Raw genomic sequence first — 17529 nt, 5'->3', positions numbered from 1 at the left:
ATCTCCTCCTTAACGACTATAGTAATCCTTGATGTTGTTCAATTCGGCTAATACTCATTACCATACCCAAACAGAGACTTAGAGTCACAATACTCGAACCCCCGTAGCTAACAAAGGGCAAAGCCACTCCGGTTAACGGAATATATCCAACAGACCCACCCGCATTTAAAAGTGTCTGGACAAATAAATAGGCAGCGGTTCCATAACAAATCGAACTGTAATAAATGTTATTACTGCGAAATCCAATATCAATGGATCTAACAATTAACATTAACAATAAGCCAAGCACAAAAATAACGGCAACTAATCCTAATTCTTCAGAAATGATCGGCAAAATAAAATCAGTGTTAGGTTCAGCTAAATATCCCATTTTTTGAATACTATTACCTAGACCCCGACCCCATAAACCACCATTACTAATTGCATAAAATGAATTAATAAGCTGTTGTCCTGATGATTGCGGATGAAGAAACGGATTATAAACGGCAACAAACCGCTGGAATTGATAATGATGACTATTTGCAAAAAAAAGCCCAATTGGTTTTTTGAAAATTCGATATAAGGCTAGCGGTCCAATCATGACTAGTAGCGAATACAGCGTCAACCATCGCTTACTAGTAATCGTTGTTCCAAACATCACCAAAATAATAAAAGTGTTGATCAGAGCGCCACCAGTGTCCGGTTGAATAAAAATCAGCCCAATCATTACCACTGGAAACATTAAAGGATAAAATTTTTTGGGCCAAAGAAAGGTTCTCAAAGCACCATTTTGAGCAATCAAAAAACGTCGCTTCCAAAAAAGGTGGGCAAAGTAGACGATGAACAAGAATTTACACAATTCCGCTGGTTGAATACTAAATGATCCTAGTGTAATCCAGCCAGAAGCTCCATTGATACTTTTTCCCCAAAAAAACAGTGCAATCAAAATAAAAAACATTGTTAAAATTGCTACCATCAAAAAAGTGATATTTTTCAAATAAACGAAGCGACAGCGAGACATGCCTAACACAATCATCAGACTAATAATTACAAATAAAATTTGTTTATGCAAATAGGACTGTGCCATTCCTTGATGTAACATCCCCATCCCTGCACTGGCTGAATAAACCATCACGATTCCAATTCCACACAGGATAATATAAGGAAAAAACAAATACCAATCAATTCCATTTAAAAATTTTTTCATGGAAACGCTCCTCAGACATCGTTGTTTGCTAGTAGTTTCATTGTACTAGTCTTTGAGAAGATTTTCATACCTTTACTAATCGCTCCAGCAAACCTTACGAAAAAACCACTCGTTAGGAGTGGTTTTTTTAAGCTTAGTGGTTATGTTTTTGTTTTTTTGCCGCTTTTTCTCGTTCATTCGTGTTCAAAATTCGTTTCCGCAGGCGAATATGTTCCGGCGTAACTTCGCATAGTTCATCACTATTCAAAAATTCAAGTGATTCTTCCAACGTTAAATGAACAGGAGCTTTAACTTTGGCGATATCTTCGGAACCAGCAGCCCGCACATTGGTCTGGTTGCGACCACGAGTGATGTTAACAGAAATATCATTATCACGCGAATTTTGACCAACAACCATCCCTTCATAAACCTCAGTTCCAGGATCGGTAAAGATCTGTCCCCGATCTTGAACCGCCATGATAGCATAAGTGGTAACTTTCCCAGTGTTAATCGAAACTAAGGTCCCATTACGACGACCGGGATCCCAATTTTTAACTACCGGAGCATACTTTTCAAAGCTATGATTCATAATTCCATATCCATGCGTAATGGACAAGAATTGAGTAGAGTAGCCAATTAAGCCTCGAGAAGGTACTAAGAAACTCAATCTCGTTTGACCATTCCCCACACTTTCCATGTTTTGCATTTCACCCTTTCGTTGGGACAGGGTGTCAATAATCGTACCAGAATATTCTTCTGGAGTATCAATTTGAACCATTTCATATGGTTCGCATTTGGCTCCGTCAACTTCCTTATAGATTACCTCGGGGCGAGAAACTTGGAGTTCAAACCCTTCACGACGTAGGGTTTCAATTAAAATCGAAAGATGCAGTTCTCCACGACCGGAAACCACCCATGAACCTGGATCATCGGTTTCATCAACTCGTAATGAAACATCAGTATGAAGTTCCCGACTTAATCGGTCAATTAATTGACGGGCGGTCACAAATTTACCTTCTTTTCCAACAAAGGGGGAAGTGTTGGTTCCAAAGGTCATTCGCATTGTGGGCTCATCAATACGTAGAATAGGTAATGCCTCAAGACAATCAGCAGCTGCGACCGTTTCTCCCACGTTGATATCTTCCATTCCGGAAACGGCAATCAGGTCTCCCGCACGGGCTTCCTTAATTTCAACCTTGTTCAAACCAACAAATCCCATAATCTTAGTAACACGGAATTTCTGCTGGGAACCATCGAGCTTCATCACCACGACGTTATCACCAATCTTGATGGTACCTCTAAAGACCCGACCAATTCCAATGCGACCCACAAAATCATCATAATCTAGCATGGCAACCTGAAATTGAAGTGGTTCATCAGAGTTGTCAATTGGAGCCGGAATGTTTGACAAAATGGCGTCAAAAATTGGTTTCATCGTATGTTCTTGTGAGTCCAGAGCTGGCTCTGTACTAGAAGTTCCGTTCATGGCCGAAGCATACACAACCGGAAACTCCAACTGACTCTCATCAGCACCAAGTTCGATGAAGAGATCCAACACTTCGTCAACCACTTCTTCTGGACGAGCTCCAGGTTTATCAATTTTGTTAATGACAACAATGGGAGTAAGGTGTTGATCCAAAGCTTTTTTAAGCACAAACCGAGTCTGAGGCATCGTTCCTTCGGCGGCATCAACCACTAATAAAACTCCATCAACCATCCGCATAATCCGTTCTACTTCCCCACCAAAATCGGCATGTCCGGGAGTATCTAGGATATTAATTTGTTTGTCATCGTATTTAACCGCTGTATTTTTTGAAAGAATCGTAATACCACGTTCTCTCTCAATTGGGTTAGAGTCCAAAGCTCGGTCTTGAATTTCATCATGACCATTCAGCGTATCAGACTGCTTTAAAAGTTCATTCACCAAGGTCGTCTTCCCATGGTCAACGTGGGCAATAATTGCAATGTTACGAATGTCATCTCTAGTTTTCAAAGTATTTCCTCCTTTTAGGGTGGGTAAAACGAACAACTCCAGCGGGAATAGCGTAAATTCAGATAAAAAGCTGTGACACGGTCACAGCCTTAGTTCAAACTAATATCTAATTTAAAATTCGTTTGCCTTCTGATTCGTCATAACTCTGTCTCTCATCCTACCACAACAAATCTGATTGTGTCAACGACCGAACCGCGCTACTTTGCTTTAATCCAGTTCAACTCCGGACAATCTCGTGCTCTCTTAATTAGATGGAAGCCATCTAATCCGGACCGAGCTTCAAATGAACGTTGTAATTGGTGCTGATCAGCCGGAGCCGGGTTGATTTTTTGAAAATTACGATAACTTTGCAAAAGTTGCTCACGTTGTACCCCGCGAGGATCTTGATAAGCACGCTCAATATTACGAAAAAATTCTAAAACTTCCATCAGTTCTGCGGTTGTCCAATCGTCAAATAATGGGTATTCATAATTATCACTTCGTCGTTCCATCAGCTGAATTTTCCTTTTTAATAGCCGTAATGACTTCATTTGCAAAATCCAAATCCGTTGCTAAGTCCTGGGCTTCTTGGTCTGAAAGTGGCAGCTGAAGTTCATGCTGCATCCCTTTGGTATTAATAATTCTGTTAACCAATGCTAATTGTAGCTGGTCTTTATTCTTTTTAAGACCTACCCCAGTGTACAAAATTGCGTGTTGGTAAAATAAGGCATCTAACAACTTTAAAATTGCTTTTTGCTGAATAATCTCATTGCCAACGATTGCTTGATCCGAAATAGTCGCCTGCAGTTCTTCTAACAAGTCCAAATCTAAGTTATTGTCCTCACTTTTTAAATATGATAAAAGGTTCATCGAACCTAAATAAATTCGACTCCAAGCCACAAAGCTATTGGTATTCAATCCTAAGGTGTTTACGTTTAAATCATCACTTGCTACTCCTAACCGGTTGCACAATTCATTGCGCAACAGCATTTCTTGTGGCAACGTTCCTACCCCAATAATCTGCTCCACCGCAAATCCCGAAAAGTAAGCTGCAAAATAAGTGAAAATTTCGTCGTGAGGGACGTCAAAAATCATTTTGCCAGCAAACCCAGCAGAAATTAGACGATTAACGGTACTCCGTAATTCGTCGATCATCGTTCGTAAGGAGAGCGCCACCTCAGTCGGCTCCACTACTTTAGCATCAAAAAAAGTCGTGTCTGGTAGCCAAATTACAACAGCCGTTTTCGTTAAGTCCGTTGACACCGATTGAAGTTGAAAGCGACGGCATCCACGCTGAGCCACCACTTCTGGCTCAAAAGCTGCTAAATCCGTTACAATAACTTTTAACGGCCAATCATGCATGATTAATGTTTGAATAAACTGGCGAATCCGCTGTTGATCTCCAACGATCATGATTTGTAATGGTTCAATAAGTCGCCAACTCCTTTTAGTTGAGATACTAATCTGGTAATAATTTAACATTCCACTGTAAAAAAACAAAGTTTTTCTTAAATTTTAGTTCGATTTCCCATTATTTTCAAATTGCCATATAATATTAAAGGTATTCTTATGTTAGCGAATGGAGGTTTCTCGTTTGTATTTAATGAAAGACATTACCCGCGATGGTAACCCAATTTTACGTCAACAGTCTGAAACCGTTCCTTACCCCCTGAGTGCTGAAGATCGCAAACTTGGTCAAAAGATGATGCAGTATTTAGAAATTAGTCAGGATCCGGAGCAATGTGAAAAATATCAGCTCCGTGCCGGCGTTGGTTTAGCTGCACCTCAAGTAGGGGTCGGCAAACTGATGGCAGCAGTTTTAACTCCTCCGGATGAAGATGATCCTGAACAGATTTCTCCCTTCAAAGCAATCATGGTCAATCCCGTGATCGTCTCTAGTTCGGTTCAGCAGGCGGCCCTGACCGTAGGTGAAGGATGCCTGTCGGTTGACAAAGAATTCCCGGGCTATGTTCCGCGATCTGATCGAATTACAGTTCATTATCAGGACCTTGATGGTGCTGAACATCAGGTTCGCTTAAAACACTATCCAGCTATTATTGTGCAACATGAAATCGATCATTTACACGGGACTTTATTCTATGATCATATCGATAAAAACCAGCCCTTCCGCAGGGATCGAAGCGAAATTTTTATCGATTAGAGCAATTAAGTCAGCCATTTCTAATAAAGACGTCATCCCCAATTGAATTAACTTTCAACTGGGGATGACGTCTTTTATTTTTTGAATGTATTGCAAGCTAAACAACTACTAACATTCAGTCAAAGCACTGACGTTAGATCTTATTGTCTAATCGTTTAAGGAAAGCTTTAGGTAGCTACATTCCCCCTTCTGACTAGTAAGACTACTTTGAAACCAAGCGCTATTTTTCATCAATTTTTTTGAGATCATGAATAAACTCGGTCGTTGCATTATTTTTAACGTCTGCTACATTAAAAACCAGTACGTCAGCTTGTTGCCAACAATCTGTAACTAACAATCGTGAGTCGTGCTTATGGTTGATCAAACCATTATCTTTAGCAACCTGCTCGATCTGATTTTTAATTGCTGGTTGGAGCACGTCTAAAGAATTCGTATCCTGTAATTGATAACGGTATTCAAACACCATCACCCCTCTCCCCCATACACTCGACAACACCCGTGACGACTGTGGCTTAGCTGCCACCGCCCCCTTTGTTTGTTGTGAGAGCCGGCGCAAACTAGTGTAGACGACTTGGTCAACAAAGGTTTTCGTCTGTTGTTGATGCCTCCGATTAGGGATCACTACTAAAAAATGATGCAAAATATTGTAAATGACAACTGCTACGACCGTACCCACAATCAATTCGCTGATTAAATGCAAAGTTGTTCACTCCCTACTAATATGCTTCTAAATTATGAACGCACTCAGTTGCTAAAACAAGCTTTCTATACTTATTTTCTCCGATATGCTAAAATTAGGTTAGCTGTTGTGCTATCACAACCTTTTGTTCGACATTAAAATTTATCAATTAACTTATATGAAGGAGCGATTATTTTGATTTTTAAAGTTTTATATCAACCTAAACCTCAACAAAACCCCAAACGCGAAACTACTAAGGCGCTTTATTTAGACGCAACTACTGAAGCAGAGGTTCGCGAACTAGTTGCTAAACACACTGATTATGAAATTGAATTTATTCAGCAAATTAGTGGTAAACACCTCGAATTTGAACAACAAGAACCGACTTTTAAAATAACGGAGTTTAAAAAATAATGAGCAAATTAAACGTCAAAAATAACGAAACTGCTATCTACGGCGTTGGTGGCTTGGGAGAAATCGGTAAAAATACCTACGGAGTTCAATTTCAGGATGAAATTGTCCTAATTGATGCCGGAATCAAGTTTCCAGAATCAGATCAATTGGGGATTAACTACGTAATTCCTGATTACCAATACCTAGTTGAAAACCAAGCTAAAATTAAATGTTTGGTAATTACTCACGGACACGAAGACCATATTGGGGGGATTCCATTTATCCTACAGGCGATTAACGTGCCCGTTTATGCTGGTCCGTTAGCCCTAGCGATGATAAAAAACAAGCTTGAGGAACATAATCTCCTGAAGCAAACGGAGTTACATGAAATCAACGAAAAATCAGTTCTCCGCTTTAAAAAAACTAGTGTTTCCTTTTTTCGTACGACCCATTCCATCCCAGATACTTTAGGAGTTGCGGTGCACACTCCCGATGGAGTGATCGTGGAAACAGGCGATTACAAATTTGACCTAACTCCCGTTACCAATACCCCACCGGACTTACAAGAAATGGCTCGTCTAGGCGAAGAAGGCGTGCTTTGTTTAATGGGCGACAGCACCAATGCAGAAAAACCGGTTTGGACTAAATCTGAAAACTATGTCAGTCAGTCTGTCCGTAACATCTTTGATAAAATTGATGGTCGGATTATTTTTGCCACCTTCGCCTCTAACCTTTCTCGTGTCATGACTGCAATTGATGCTGCTTATCAACGCGGTCGTAAGATTGCCGTATTTGGACGCAGTATGGAAGCAGCCGTCGTGAATGGTCGCGCCCTTGGTTACATCAAAGTTCCTGACAGTGCTTTCATTGATGCCAACCAGCTCCGATCACTGCCAGCAAATAAGGTAATGATTCTTTGTACTGGTTCTCAAGGAGAGCAGATGGCTGCTCTTTCACGGATTGCTAATGGGACTCATCGTCAGGTTTCAATCGAACCTGGTGACACAGTGGTTCTCTCAAGTAATCCGATTCCTGGAAACGTTCTCAGCGTTAATCGCATTTTAAACGAATTAGAGGCTGCTGGTGCCAAAGTCATCAAAGGATATGAAAATCATATCCATACTTCTGGTCATGGTGGCCAAGAAGAAGAGAAACTAATGATTCGTCTCATGAAGCCCAAGTTCTTTGTCCCCATTCACGGTGAGTATCGGATGCAAAAAATTCACATTGGTTTAGCAGAACAGTGTGGCGTTCCTGCTGACCATTGTTTCATCCTCAAAAATGGGCAAGTCTTAGCTTTAACCAAAGATCACGCTCGCATGGCTGGTAGCTTTGTAGCCGATGATGTTTACATTGACGGCAATGGCGTCGATAAAGTCAACGAAGCCGTTATCAAAGACCGTCAGTTATTGTCAGAGGAAGGTCTAGTTGTAGTAGTTGCTACCATTAACCTTAAACACCAAGAAATCCAGTCCGGTCCTGACCTACTGTCACGTGGTTTTGTTTACATGCGTGAATCAGGCGAATTGCTAGATCAAGGAAGAAAATTAGTCTTTCGCACGATTCGACGTGCCATGAGCAATAAAAAAGCAGACGAAAAATCAATTCAAAAAGCAATCGTCAATGATTTATCAAACTTTCTCTACGAAAAAACAGAACGTAGTCCCCTAGTTTTACCAATGCTAATTATGAACAATGGCAAAGAAAAAAATTAGTTTAGGAGCCTTGTTTGTAACCAAAATTGCTATGAACAAAAAAACATCACCAGAGATATTCTGGTGATGTTTTTTTGTTCTAATATTAGTTTTCCTTTACAATTTGATCAATTCGACGCAGTTCATCAGCTGTAAAGTCAAGATGATCTAATGCGGCGAGGTTATCATCTAAATGAGCGGTTTTTGACGCCCCCGTAACCACACTAGTAATGGTTGGGTTATTTAGCAGCCATGCCAACGACATCTGTGCCAACGTCTGATTTCGGTTTTGAGCTAGGTCATTCAATTGCTTTAACTTTTGCAGAGCCCGTTCCTGCCCATTTTTTAGTAAGAAATTATTAGTCCAGTGGAGATGCAGATTGCTAGGTTTACTGGTCAAATATTTGTTAGTTAATAAGCCCTCCGCCAATGGTCCATAAGCAACAAACCCTGCATCATGGTCAGCCAGCGTCTGAAGGGTGCCATCGGTTTCAGCTTGGCGGTTTAAGAGGTTATACGAACTTTGGTTAACTACAAATGGTGTGTGCAATTGCTGAAACAGCTCAATCATGCGAGCCGTCTGTGGACCATCATAATTGGAAATTCCTATATAAAGCGCCTTTCCTGCTCGCACTATACTATCCAAAGCTTCGGCTGTTTCTTCAAGCTTAGTTTCAGGATCAAATCGATGCGAATAATAAATATCAACGTACTCTAATCCCATGCGTTGCAAACTACGATCCAAGGCTGCAATCAGCGTTTTTCGCGAGGAAAAATTACCATAAACTCCAGGCCACATATGAAAACCAGCTTTAGTAGTAATCACTAGCTCATCTCGATATGGTTTTAAATCCTGGCGATAGACCTGCCCAAACATTCGCTCCGCTGCCCCTGAACCAGGTCCATAGTTATTAGCTAAATCAAAGCTAAAAATCCCACGGTCAAAAGCATCCAAAATAATTTTCTCACTATCTTGAAAATTTGCGTCATCGCCAAAACTATGCCACATTCCAAATGATAATGCCGGGAGCTGTAATCCACTCTGTCCGGCTCTACGAACCTTCATTGTATCGTATCGATGTTCACTTGCTCGATAAACCATCAACATTTCCCCCTAAAATAGTAAGTGTGTTGATTCATTATTTTGAATCAACTTTAATGCGGAGCCCAGCAACTTGCCAACCGAAATAATAGTTAACTTATCGCTATGTTGGTCTGCTGGAACTTGAACGGAATCAGTCACTAGTAACTGATCAATTGCTGGATTTTTCAAATTTTCCAAAACATTTTTTGAAAAAACTGGGTGGGTTACCACTCCAATCGTTTGCTGGGCTCCCGCTTTTTTCAACGCTTCCGCAGACACTAACAACTTGTGTCCCGTTACGATAATATCATCAATAATCAAAGTATTCTTGCCAGCTACGTCACCAATGACTGATTCTGGAATATGCCCAGAATCTTCTGGATCACGATTATCGACAATTGCAAGCGGCAACTGTAACAGCTTCGCAATTGAGCGAGCCCGTGCTACTCCATTATGATCAGGAGCAACTACTACGGCATTCTCATCCAAATGCTGTGCACGCAAATAATCAGCAAACAAACGCGCCGGTTGCAAATGATCAACCGGAATATCAAAAAAGCCTTGAATCTGCGCAGCATGTAAATCAAGCGCAATTACCCGATCAACGGCGCTACTCTGCAAGAATGACGCTACCAATTTTGCTGTAATCGGTTCCCTCGACTTAGCTTTGCGATCAGAACGAGAATAGCCGTAATAAGGGATCACGACATTGATCCGGTGGGCACTCGTGCGCCGAACCGCGTCAATCATAATCATCAGTTCCATGAAGTTATCATTGACTGGGTCAGAAAGTGATTGTACTAAATAAACATCGTCACCACGAATACTTTCATCAATTGAGATTTTAATCTCACCATCACTAAAGTGATTGATGGTTGCTTTCCCTACCGACATCCCACTTACGGCAGCAATTTTTTCCGTTAATGGCTCATTGGAACTTAAGGCAAAAATAATTGGTTGATGTGCAGTTGTTTTACCCATACGGTTTCCTCTCAAATTATGATTTGCTTTCACTTTTATTATATCGTAGTTTTCGTTGATTTAGTACGTAAAAAATCTGCCGGGACGATCCCATCCATTCCAATCATTGGATCAATTTCATTATTTTGAATGGCACTCAACGTTAAGAGCTTGTCCTGCGGTTCAGACTGCAACTCTCTTGCGGGAACTGTCGAATCGCCTTCAGATGTAAAAACCTGATGTAGCCAGTGCTCCAAAAAAGTTTTCCGATTGCTTGATTCGTGCTCCAAACAAGTCTGAAATGCTTGGGGATCACCAACCATAATTAATTTTTCGGCGGCGCGCGTTACCGCTGTATACAATAAATTTCGTTGTAACATCCGACCATATTGAGGGACTAATGGCAACACTACTAACTGAAACTCACTCCCCTGGGCCTTATGAATTGAAGTACAGTACGCCAGCGTAATTTGATTCCAATCATTTCGACTATAGGTTACTTCGGAATCATCAAAATCAATAATTAGTTTATCTAGATACGGCTTCTTTTGGTTGTTCACATCAATCCCAACAATCTTCCCAATGTCACCGTTAAAAACATTATGATCTGCATCATTAGTTAATTGCAACACCTTATCACCAATTCGATAGGTTGTATCTCGATAATTAACTTCCTTCGCAGCCTGACCAGCTGGTGGATTAAGTACCGGTTGCAGGGCTGTATTCAAATGATCAATTCCAGCAACTCCCCGATACATGGGAGCCAACACTTGAATTTCTGCCGTAGCAAACTCATGTTGATGAGCTTTTTTAACTACCTGCTCAATCACCTGAACGACTTGTTGACTGCCACACGGAATAAAACTTCGGTCTGCTGCCTTCTTAAGTAAGTCTGGTGGCAACATTCCCATTCTGATCTCATGAGCCAAGTCGACAATTGTTGAATCAGAACTTTGGCGGTGAATCTGGGTTAGTTCTTGGGTTGCAATCGTCTGCGAGTGGATTAAATCATAAAAGACTTGACCCGGACCCACTGACGGCAATTGATCTTGATCCCCCACTAAGATTAATTTCATTCCTGTTGGGATCGCTTGTACCAGTTTAGCAAAGAGCTCCGTGTCAACCATCGACATCTCATCAATAATTAACAACTGCCCATCAATTTCGCTAGTCCCTGGTTCTTCATTTCCATTTAATCCCAACAAGCGGTGAATGGTACTGGCCGGAATCCCAGTCGCCTCACTCATTTTCTTGGCAGCACGACCAGTTGGTGCCGCTAGTAAGACTGGAAATGGTTGGTCGTGATAATCCGATAATTCCAGGGAAAGCTCCTGCGCGACCGCAAATGTCTGCACGATTCCCTTAATAATTGTAGTCTTCCCAGTTCCTGGACCACCGGTAAGAATAAACAATTGCTGGTTTAAAGCGGCCAAAATTGCTTGGTGTTGGGACTGGTCATAGTTAATCTTCAGCTGATTGGCACACGTTGCTAACGCTGTTTCATAGTCAATCGTTTTAGTAGCAGTGGGCGCCTTTGCAATCCGCTGTAACTGATTCGCAATTTGGCGTTCTGCATCATAAAACCGTTTTAAATAAAATTTTTCTTCATCAACCACCATAATTTGTTGTGTGGTAACTAACTGTTGCAATGCCTGACCGAGCTGTTGCTCATCAATTGTCTGATTTGGATCCGTATTTAAGACGGAAAAACTAGCTCTTACAACTTCTTCACGATTAGCATAGGTACTACCGCTAGTATTAGCCAGCTCTTCTAAAGTGGTTATCAGTCCGGCTTGCAACCGGGTGGGATCGTTATAGCTAATTCCAAGCTGTTGCGCTAGTTGATCCGCCCGTTTAAAACTAATGTTTGGAATATCACCTACTAACCGATAAGGGTCCTCTTGGATAACTGTCAGTGCTTCTTCATGATATTTTTTAAAAATAGCTGCGGCCAATTTGCTCCCAAAGCCAAAACTATTTAACCCCACAATCACTTGTTCGGCGCCATTATTTTGTTGTAAAGTCGTCAAAACCGTTTTTTTCTGCTGTGCGGCTAATGGAACGCGGTCCAAAATTGCGGGGTTCTTTAAAACCTGTTCAATAAGATTAAGTCCAAGGGTCTGTACAATTTTAGTGGCAGACTTGGGTCCAACTCCGGGAAAATCACTTCCAGCTAGATATTTAATCAAACCTGAAGCAGAAGTCTGCTGATTTCGCTGGTAGTTAACTGCCTGAAATTGTTTTCCATACTTGGGATGATCAACCAGCTTTCCCACGAATCGATAACTAATATCATCACCAATTTCTGCAAAATCACCAGTCACCACAATCTCTGCCTCATCCCAGGCAAAGCTATGCTCTTCCACTTTGACCAGAAGCACTTTATAAAAACTATCCTTGCCAGCAAAAAAAGTGGTTACAACTCGCCCTACGACCACTTCTGAGGTCGTAGAATGATCGTCTTGTTCTGCTTGTGCAAATAAATCCACCGACCGTGCCACCTGTTCTCTCCTTACGAATCAGTTCTTTGTTGCTTAGCTTTAATTTGCTCCTTGATCGCTGTAATCCGCTGCTGCTGTTGCGAATAATATTGAGGATCAATCGTTTTAACCTTCTCAAAATACGGTTCGGCAGTTGCTCCTAAAACTAGGGCAATTAGTCCGCGATCAAAATTTGCTACTAAATCCTGTGGTTGCGCCTGCAACACCTGATCATAAAAACTAGCTGCCTGCTTAAAATCACCTAATGCTAATAATGACTGCCCTAATAGTCGATTAACGGTTGGATCTTGTCGACTGGTCTCTTGGGCTGTCAACAAAAATGCTACGGCATGTTGATAGTCATGTTCTCCCATGTAGCTTTGCGCTAACATTAGATACGCATCGTGTTGCAGTTGCTGATCATTTACCTGTTGAAATTCTGTAATGGCTTTTTGATATTGACCGGCAGAATAGTATACATTACCGAGCCCATAGGTCAAGAGATTTTTAGCGGTTCGACTACGATCTTGAAACAATCCCAGAGCCTTTACCAATAATTCCTCTGCCTGCGTGTAACTGTGCAATTCAATTAACAACACACTGAGATCATAGTAAGGACGATAATCATGCGGATGATTATCAATATCTTGTACTAACTGGTGTAGGGTTGCCTCCGCCTGCTGTTGTTTTGTATGTGCATCCGGTTTATCTATCATAATATTCTATCCTCAAATTAAGTCAGAAGTTTCCAAAGGCCGGTTCAAATAGTTCGTTTGGTTCCATGCAATTAACGAAAAGGTTTGCCCATGATCAAGGGTTTCCAAAATAGTTGTGCTGGTATTCCCCAGACCACCACGTTTGCGCCAATCTGCCATTGGAACCTGTAAGAGTGAATTAATCAGAGCAGTAAGAGCCGCGCCATGACTGACTAGCAGGATTTGTTGTGAATTTTCAAAATTAGCGGTGATTTCAAAAATCTTTTGGCGCATGCGAGCTACGACTTCAGCATAACTTTCGCCACCAATCTCGGTTGGATCATATTGATCAGGATGATTTCTAAAATTATCAAATACCTGCGGATATGCTGCCGCTGCATCTGTAAATTTCATTCCTTCTAGCTGACCAAGATGGAATTCTTCCAATCGGTTGTCAAGTGATAACGGTACCTTAACGTTCATTGCGGTTAATAATTTACTTGCTGTCACTCGGGCTCGCTTAATTGGACTTGCGTATACATGTGCAAATGATTGTTCCCGCAAGAAGAATCCGGCCTGCCGAATTTCAGAATAACTAGTCGCCAATAGTGGAGAATCCCCACCAGCGCCTTGATAACGGCTTTCTAAATTCCACGTCGTTTTCCCGTGCCTGATAAAATAGAGTCTCATACTTACCATCCTACGAATTTTTTAGATACCATTATTATTGCAGTTTCCGCTGTCAGACGCAAAAAAAGACCGACCTAAAAAGTCAGCCTTTTACACATATTGTAATTTTTTTGAATGTTGATAGGCGGCATCAATTGTTGCTTCACCAAGACATTCAGCTCCCTGATACAACACGAGTGCCTGTCCCGGTGTAACGGCCCGCGCTGGCTCATCAAAATCAACGCGTACCCGATCACCATCAGGATCAACATGCACAGTCACCCCAACATCACGCTGGCGATACCGAAATTTAGCTGTACAGTGAAAATCCTGTCCCATCGTATTACCAGCCACCCATGACATCCCGGAAGCTAGCAAATAATCAGCGTATAGATGTGGATTTTCATAGCCCTTCCCAACGTATAAAACGTTGTGTGCTAAATCTTTTCCAACGACAAACCACGGTTGGTTATCATGACCATCGCCACCGATGCCTAACCCGCGTCGTTGACCAATGGTATAGTACATCAAACCTTGGTGTTGTCCCTTTACTTCCCCATCAAATGTCATCATTTTTCCCGGTTGGGCCGGTAAATATTCACTCAAAAAATTGTCAAAATTATTTGGACCGATAAAACAAACTCCCATCGAATCCTTTTTATCAGCAACATAGAGTTGTGCTTCGTGTGCAATTTCTCGAACTTCTGGTTTCGTCATACCACCAACCGGAAATAAAATGCGATCTAACTGGTCAGTTGATAATTGACTTAAAAAATAAGTCTGATCTTTATTCAAGTCGGTCGAACGCAAGAGATGATTATGACCTTGTTCATCACGTTTTAACTGAGCATAATGCCCCATTGCAATGTAGTCGGCACCTAAATCAAGCGCATACTCTAAAAACGCTTTGTACTTAATCTCGGTGTTACATAATACATCTGGATTAGGTGTCCGCCCACGACGATATTCCGCAAGAAAATAATTAAATACCCGTTCGCGATATTCCTTTTCAAAATTAACCGAGTAGTAGGGAATCCCTAACTGATTTGCTACATGGGCCACGTCTTTATAATCTTCAGTTGCGGTACAAACCCCATTTTCATCAGTATCATCCCAGTTTTTCATAAAAACACCAATGACTTCATAACCTTGTTGTTTGAGTAAATAGGCTGCAACCGATGAGTCCACTCCGCCGCTCATCCCAACAACGACGCGCTGCTTGTCGCTCATTTATATCACCATCATTCTTATAGATTCAGAAATCCACGATTTGAAGGTCGTAATTCCAGTATCAGTATCATAAACTATTTAGAATTTAATGCGCAAGTAATCCGCTAGTCCGGCAGTTTAGTTACCGTTAAAACCTTTCGTAATACTAACTGACGAATTGTAAAATTAAACCGTTCTTGGACTTCTTGATCAGCCGGTTGCTTAAAAATATTAATCGTTTGTAGACCCGTGCTGTCGACCACTGCCATTTTAAAAGTTGTCAAATCATTTGAAATCGTTAATTTTAATTTGATTTCTTTGGCACTGCCCGGTGCGGTTCCCAGGGACTGCTGCAGTTCATAATTCCCCCGCTTACTCTTTGTAAAATTTAAATCCAATAGGGTAAACACCTTGATTTCAGGGTTCAAACGGTAACTCATCGGACTATTTGGCAACCTAACTTCTGTTTTAAATTGCATGATTAAGACCTCCGTGCGGCTAATCGCCGAATGATTTTTATCACTGCCGTCGTAAAGATTTCAATTTCACTGCTCGTGGTAGCTTGTCCAAAACTCAGGCGAATAGATTCTTCTAGCCGCGGACTTTGCTTACCAAACAGCGCTGTCAAGACGTGGGAAGGGGCTAAATTTCCAGCCGTACAAGCCGACCCACCAGACACCGCAATTCCCTCTAGATCTAAATTATTTTGTAAGACATAAGTAGAAATTCCCTGAAACCAGAGACTTAAAATATGAGGAGAAGTGTGCTGATCAAGCGTGCCGTTTACTTTAACCTCAATTTGATGTTTCTTGAACTGTTGCAAAATTTGGAGTTTAAATGCTTGAAAACGCTCGGCACGCTGGGTTCTTTCAGACGCATCAAGGGCCGCTACCGCCGTCGCAAATCCAGCAATCGCCGGGACATTTTCAGTGCCCGCCCGTCGTTTGTCTTCTTGATCGCCACCTAATAGATAACTCGAAAATTGGAGATCTTTTTGCCTATATAAAAAACCTAATAACTTAGGACCATTAATTTTATGAGCCGAGGTCGATAACATATCAATGTGATCCCTTTTAACATCAATATCTTCCAATCCGTAGGCCTGAACGGCATCCGTGTGAAACCAGGCTTGATGATTTTTTAACCGTTCCCCAATCTCATGAATCGGCATCCGCGTACCAACTTCATTATTTACACTCATGATTGAAACGAGGATCGTCTCATCATCTAGAGCATTTTCCAAGTCTGCTAACGAGAGCTGCCCCGTTTCATCAACTGGCAGGTACGTAACCCGAAAACCACGTTCTTCTAAGTACGCCATTGATTTTAAAACAGCCTCATGTTCAACAGCAGTTGTAATCAAATGATTTCCCAGCGCTTGGCGAGCTTCGGCAGTTTTGATAATTGCGGTATTGTCACTTTCAGTTCCACCACTAGTGAAAACAATCTCCTCGTCATCGGCATGAATACTAGTTGCCATGGTGTGCCGAGCCTGCTCTAGAACTTGATTAGCCGCTCGTCCTAATCCATAGAGGGTCGATGCATTGCCAAAAACATGCTGATATCGATCGGTTAATTCTGCCAAAACTGCCGAAGAAATCGGTGTTGTCGCTGCATTATCTAAATAGACTTCTTCCATAACGTCTTCCTTTAAATCTGAGGTTCCGCTGCTAGTAAATCTACCAACATTTGCGCAGCTTGTTGTCCCGCTTTTATGATAAATTCATTAAAACTGGTGTTAGCATTTTCATCACCAACATCGGACATCGCCCGCACCACTACGTAAGGTACTTTAAATTGATGCGCTACTTGTCCAACTGCGGCCCCTTCCATTTCAGCTGCTAGTGCATCTGGAAATGCAGTTAAAATCCGCTTTTTCATCGCTGCTCCAGCAATGAATTGATCTCCAGTTACAATTAATCCCTGATGCACGGTCAATTGGGCTGTTTGCGAGGCCTTAACAAGCCGTGCGCGCCACTCTGCATCTGCAGCAAACCGCGCCGGCTGGTTTGGCAATTGACCCAGTACTTCTCCATCAGCAGTACAATCAACATCATGATAAGCCGTTTCTGTCGACAAAACCACATCACCGACCTGAAGGTTTTCTCCAATTCCCGCTGCAGACCCCGAATGGATTAGCACATCAATTTTAAAATTAGTTAATAGTAAGGCCGCCGTAATTCCTGCTTCGACCTTCCCAATTCCTGACTTAACTAAAACTACGGGTTGGTGCTTAATTTTTCCTTGATAGAAGGTAATCGCCCCCACTTGTTGACAATGACCATCCGTCAATGCCTCCTGTAAAAGCTTAATTTCTTCATCCATAGCACAAATGATTCCAAAAGTTTTCATGCAAACCTGCTCCCTT

General features: G+C 41.6%; 17 protein-coding genes. 3 read left to right on the top strand and 14 right to left on the bottom strand.

The window, feature by feature from the left end:
- Positions 1-16: 16 nt before the first annotated feature.
- The 4 genes from FC87_RS03265 to FC87_RS03250 all read right to left on the bottom strand — a co-directional run bounded on the left by FC87_RS03265 (position 17) and on the right by FC87_RS03250 (position 4619).
- Positions 17-1186 (bottom strand): FtsW/RodA/SpoVE family cell cycle protein, encoded by a 1170-nt coding sequence (locus FC87_RS03265; RefSeq protein WP_009167148.1) that lies wholly within the window; start codon positions 1184-1186, stop codon positions 17-19.
- Between the two features lie 133 nt (positions 1187-1319).
- Positions 1320-3158 carry a translational GTPase TypA gene (gene typA / locus FC87_RS03260; RefSeq protein WP_009167149.1) on the bottom strand — a complete coding sequence of 613 codons (1839 nt, stop codon included), beginning with the start codon at positions 3156-3158 and terminating at the stop codon, positions 1320-1322.
- A 197-nt stretch (positions 3159-3355) separates the two neighbouring features.
- Positions 3356-3649 carry a UPF0223 family protein gene (locus FC87_RS03255; protein ID WP_056961619.1) on the bottom strand — a complete coding sequence of 98 codons (294 nt, stop codon included), beginning with the start codon at positions 3647-3649 and terminating at the stop codon, positions 3356-3358.
- Complete coding sequence (locus FC87_RS03250) at positions 3633-4619, bottom strand: Rossmann-fold NAD(P)-binding domain-containing protein (protein ID WP_156656528.1); 987 nt, start codon at positions 4617-4619, stop codon at positions 3633-3635. Before FC87_RS03250 ends, FC87_RS03255 begins: the two co-directional genes overlap by 17 nt.
- A gap of 112 nt (positions 4620-4731) precedes the next feature.
- Between FC87_RS03250 and def the strand changes: the two genes are divergently transcribed.
- Positions 4732-5298, top strand: a complete 567-nt coding sequence (gene def, locus FC87_RS03245) for a peptide deformylase (protein WP_009167152.1) — start codon at positions 4732-4734, stop codon at positions 5296-5298.
- Positions 5299-5518: 220 nt separating this feature from the next.
- Here the strand turns inward: def and FC87_RS03240 are convergent, their stop codons facing one another.
- Complete coding sequence (locus FC87_RS03240) at positions 5519-5998, bottom strand: hypothetical protein (protein ID WP_054690628.1); 480 nt, start codon at positions 5996-5998, stop codon at positions 5519-5521.
- 174 nt (positions 5999-6172) lie between these two features.
- Between FC87_RS03240 and FC87_RS03235 the strand changes: the two genes are divergently transcribed.
- Together FC87_RS03235 and rnjA are read left to right on the top strand one after the other, a co-directional pair.
- Positions 6173-6391 carry a DNA-directed RNA polymerase subunit epsilon gene (locus FC87_RS03235; protein ID WP_035422390.1) on the top strand — a complete coding sequence of 73 codons (219 nt, stop codon included), beginning with the start codon at positions 6173-6175 and terminating at the stop codon, positions 6389-6391.
- Positions 6391-8085, top strand: a complete 1695-nt coding sequence (rnjA, locus tag FC87_RS03230; protein WP_009167153.1) for a ribonuclease J1 — start codon at positions 6391-6393, stop codon at positions 8083-8085. Before FC87_RS03235 ends, rnjA begins: the two co-directional genes overlap by 1 nt.
- A gap of 85 nt (positions 8086-8170) precedes the next feature.
- Here rnjA and FC87_RS03225 read toward each other — a convergent pair whose 3' ends face one another.
- From FC87_RS03225 to FC87_RS03185, 9 genes are all read right to left on the bottom strand, one after another.
- On the bottom strand, positions 8171-9166 hold the full coding sequence (locus FC87_RS03225) for an aldo/keto reductase (protein WP_009167154.1): 996 nt from the start codon (positions 9164-9166) through the stop codon (positions 8171-8173).
- A 12-nt stretch (positions 9167-9178) separates the two neighbouring features.
- Complete coding sequence (locus FC87_RS03220) at positions 9179-10129, bottom strand: ribose-phosphate diphosphokinase (RefSeq protein WP_056961616.1); 951 nt, start codon at positions 10127-10129, stop codon at positions 9179-9181.
- A gap of 38 nt (positions 10130-10167) precedes the next feature.
- Positions 10168-12609: an SF1B family DNA helicase RecD2 gene (gene recD2, locus FC87_RS03215; protein WP_009167156.1), complete on the bottom strand. Its 2442-nt coding sequence runs from the start codon at positions 12607-12609 to the stop codon at positions 10168-10170.
- A gap of 11 nt (positions 12610-12620) precedes the next feature.
- Positions 12621-13304 (bottom strand): tetratricopeptide repeat protein, encoded by a 684-nt coding sequence (locus tag FC87_RS03210; protein WP_009167157.1) that lies wholly within the window; start codon positions 13302-13304, stop codon positions 12621-12623.
- Positions 13305-13316: 12 nt separating this feature from the next.
- Positions 13317-13973 carry a histidine phosphatase family protein gene (locus tag FC87_RS03205; protein ID WP_009167158.1) on the bottom strand — a complete coding sequence of 219 codons (657 nt, stop codon included), beginning with the start codon at positions 13971-13973 and terminating at the stop codon, positions 13317-13319.
- Positions 13974-14063: 90 nt separating this feature from the next.
- The gene (gene mnmA / locus FC87_RS03200; protein ID WP_009167159.1) at positions 14064-15182 is read right to left on the bottom strand and encodes a tRNA 2-thiouridine(34) synthase MnmA; all 1119 of its coding nucleotides are present in this window, start codon (positions 15180-15182) and stop codon (positions 14064-14066) included.
- Between the two features lie 104 nt (positions 15183-15286).
- Positions 15287-15640 (bottom strand): hypothetical protein, encoded by a 354-nt coding sequence (locus tag FC87_RS03195; protein WP_009167160.1) that lies wholly within the window; start codon positions 15638-15640, stop codon positions 15287-15289.
- Between the two features lie 2 nt (positions 15641-15642).
- A complete protein-coding gene (locus FC87_RS03190; protein ID WP_056961615.1) occupies positions 15643-16800 on the bottom strand; it encodes a cysteine desulfurase family protein in 1158 nt (385 codons plus the stop codon).
- An 11-nt stretch (positions 16801-16811) separates the two neighbouring features.
- Positions 16812-17513, bottom strand: a complete 702-nt coding sequence (locus FC87_RS03185; protein ID WP_054690626.1) for a 5'-methylthioadenosine/adenosylhomocysteine nucleosidase — start codon at positions 17511-17513, stop codon at positions 16812-16814.
- Positions 17514-17529: the final 16 nt, after the last annotated feature.

Source organism: Fructilactobacillus florum DSM 22689 = JCM 16035, assembly GCF_001436645.1.
GTDB classification, from domain to species: Bacteria; Bacillota; Bacilli; order Lactobacillales; family Lactobacillaceae; genus Fructilactobacillus; species Fructilactobacillus florum.
This window is presented reverse-complemented; position numbering and strand designations above follow the sequence as displayed.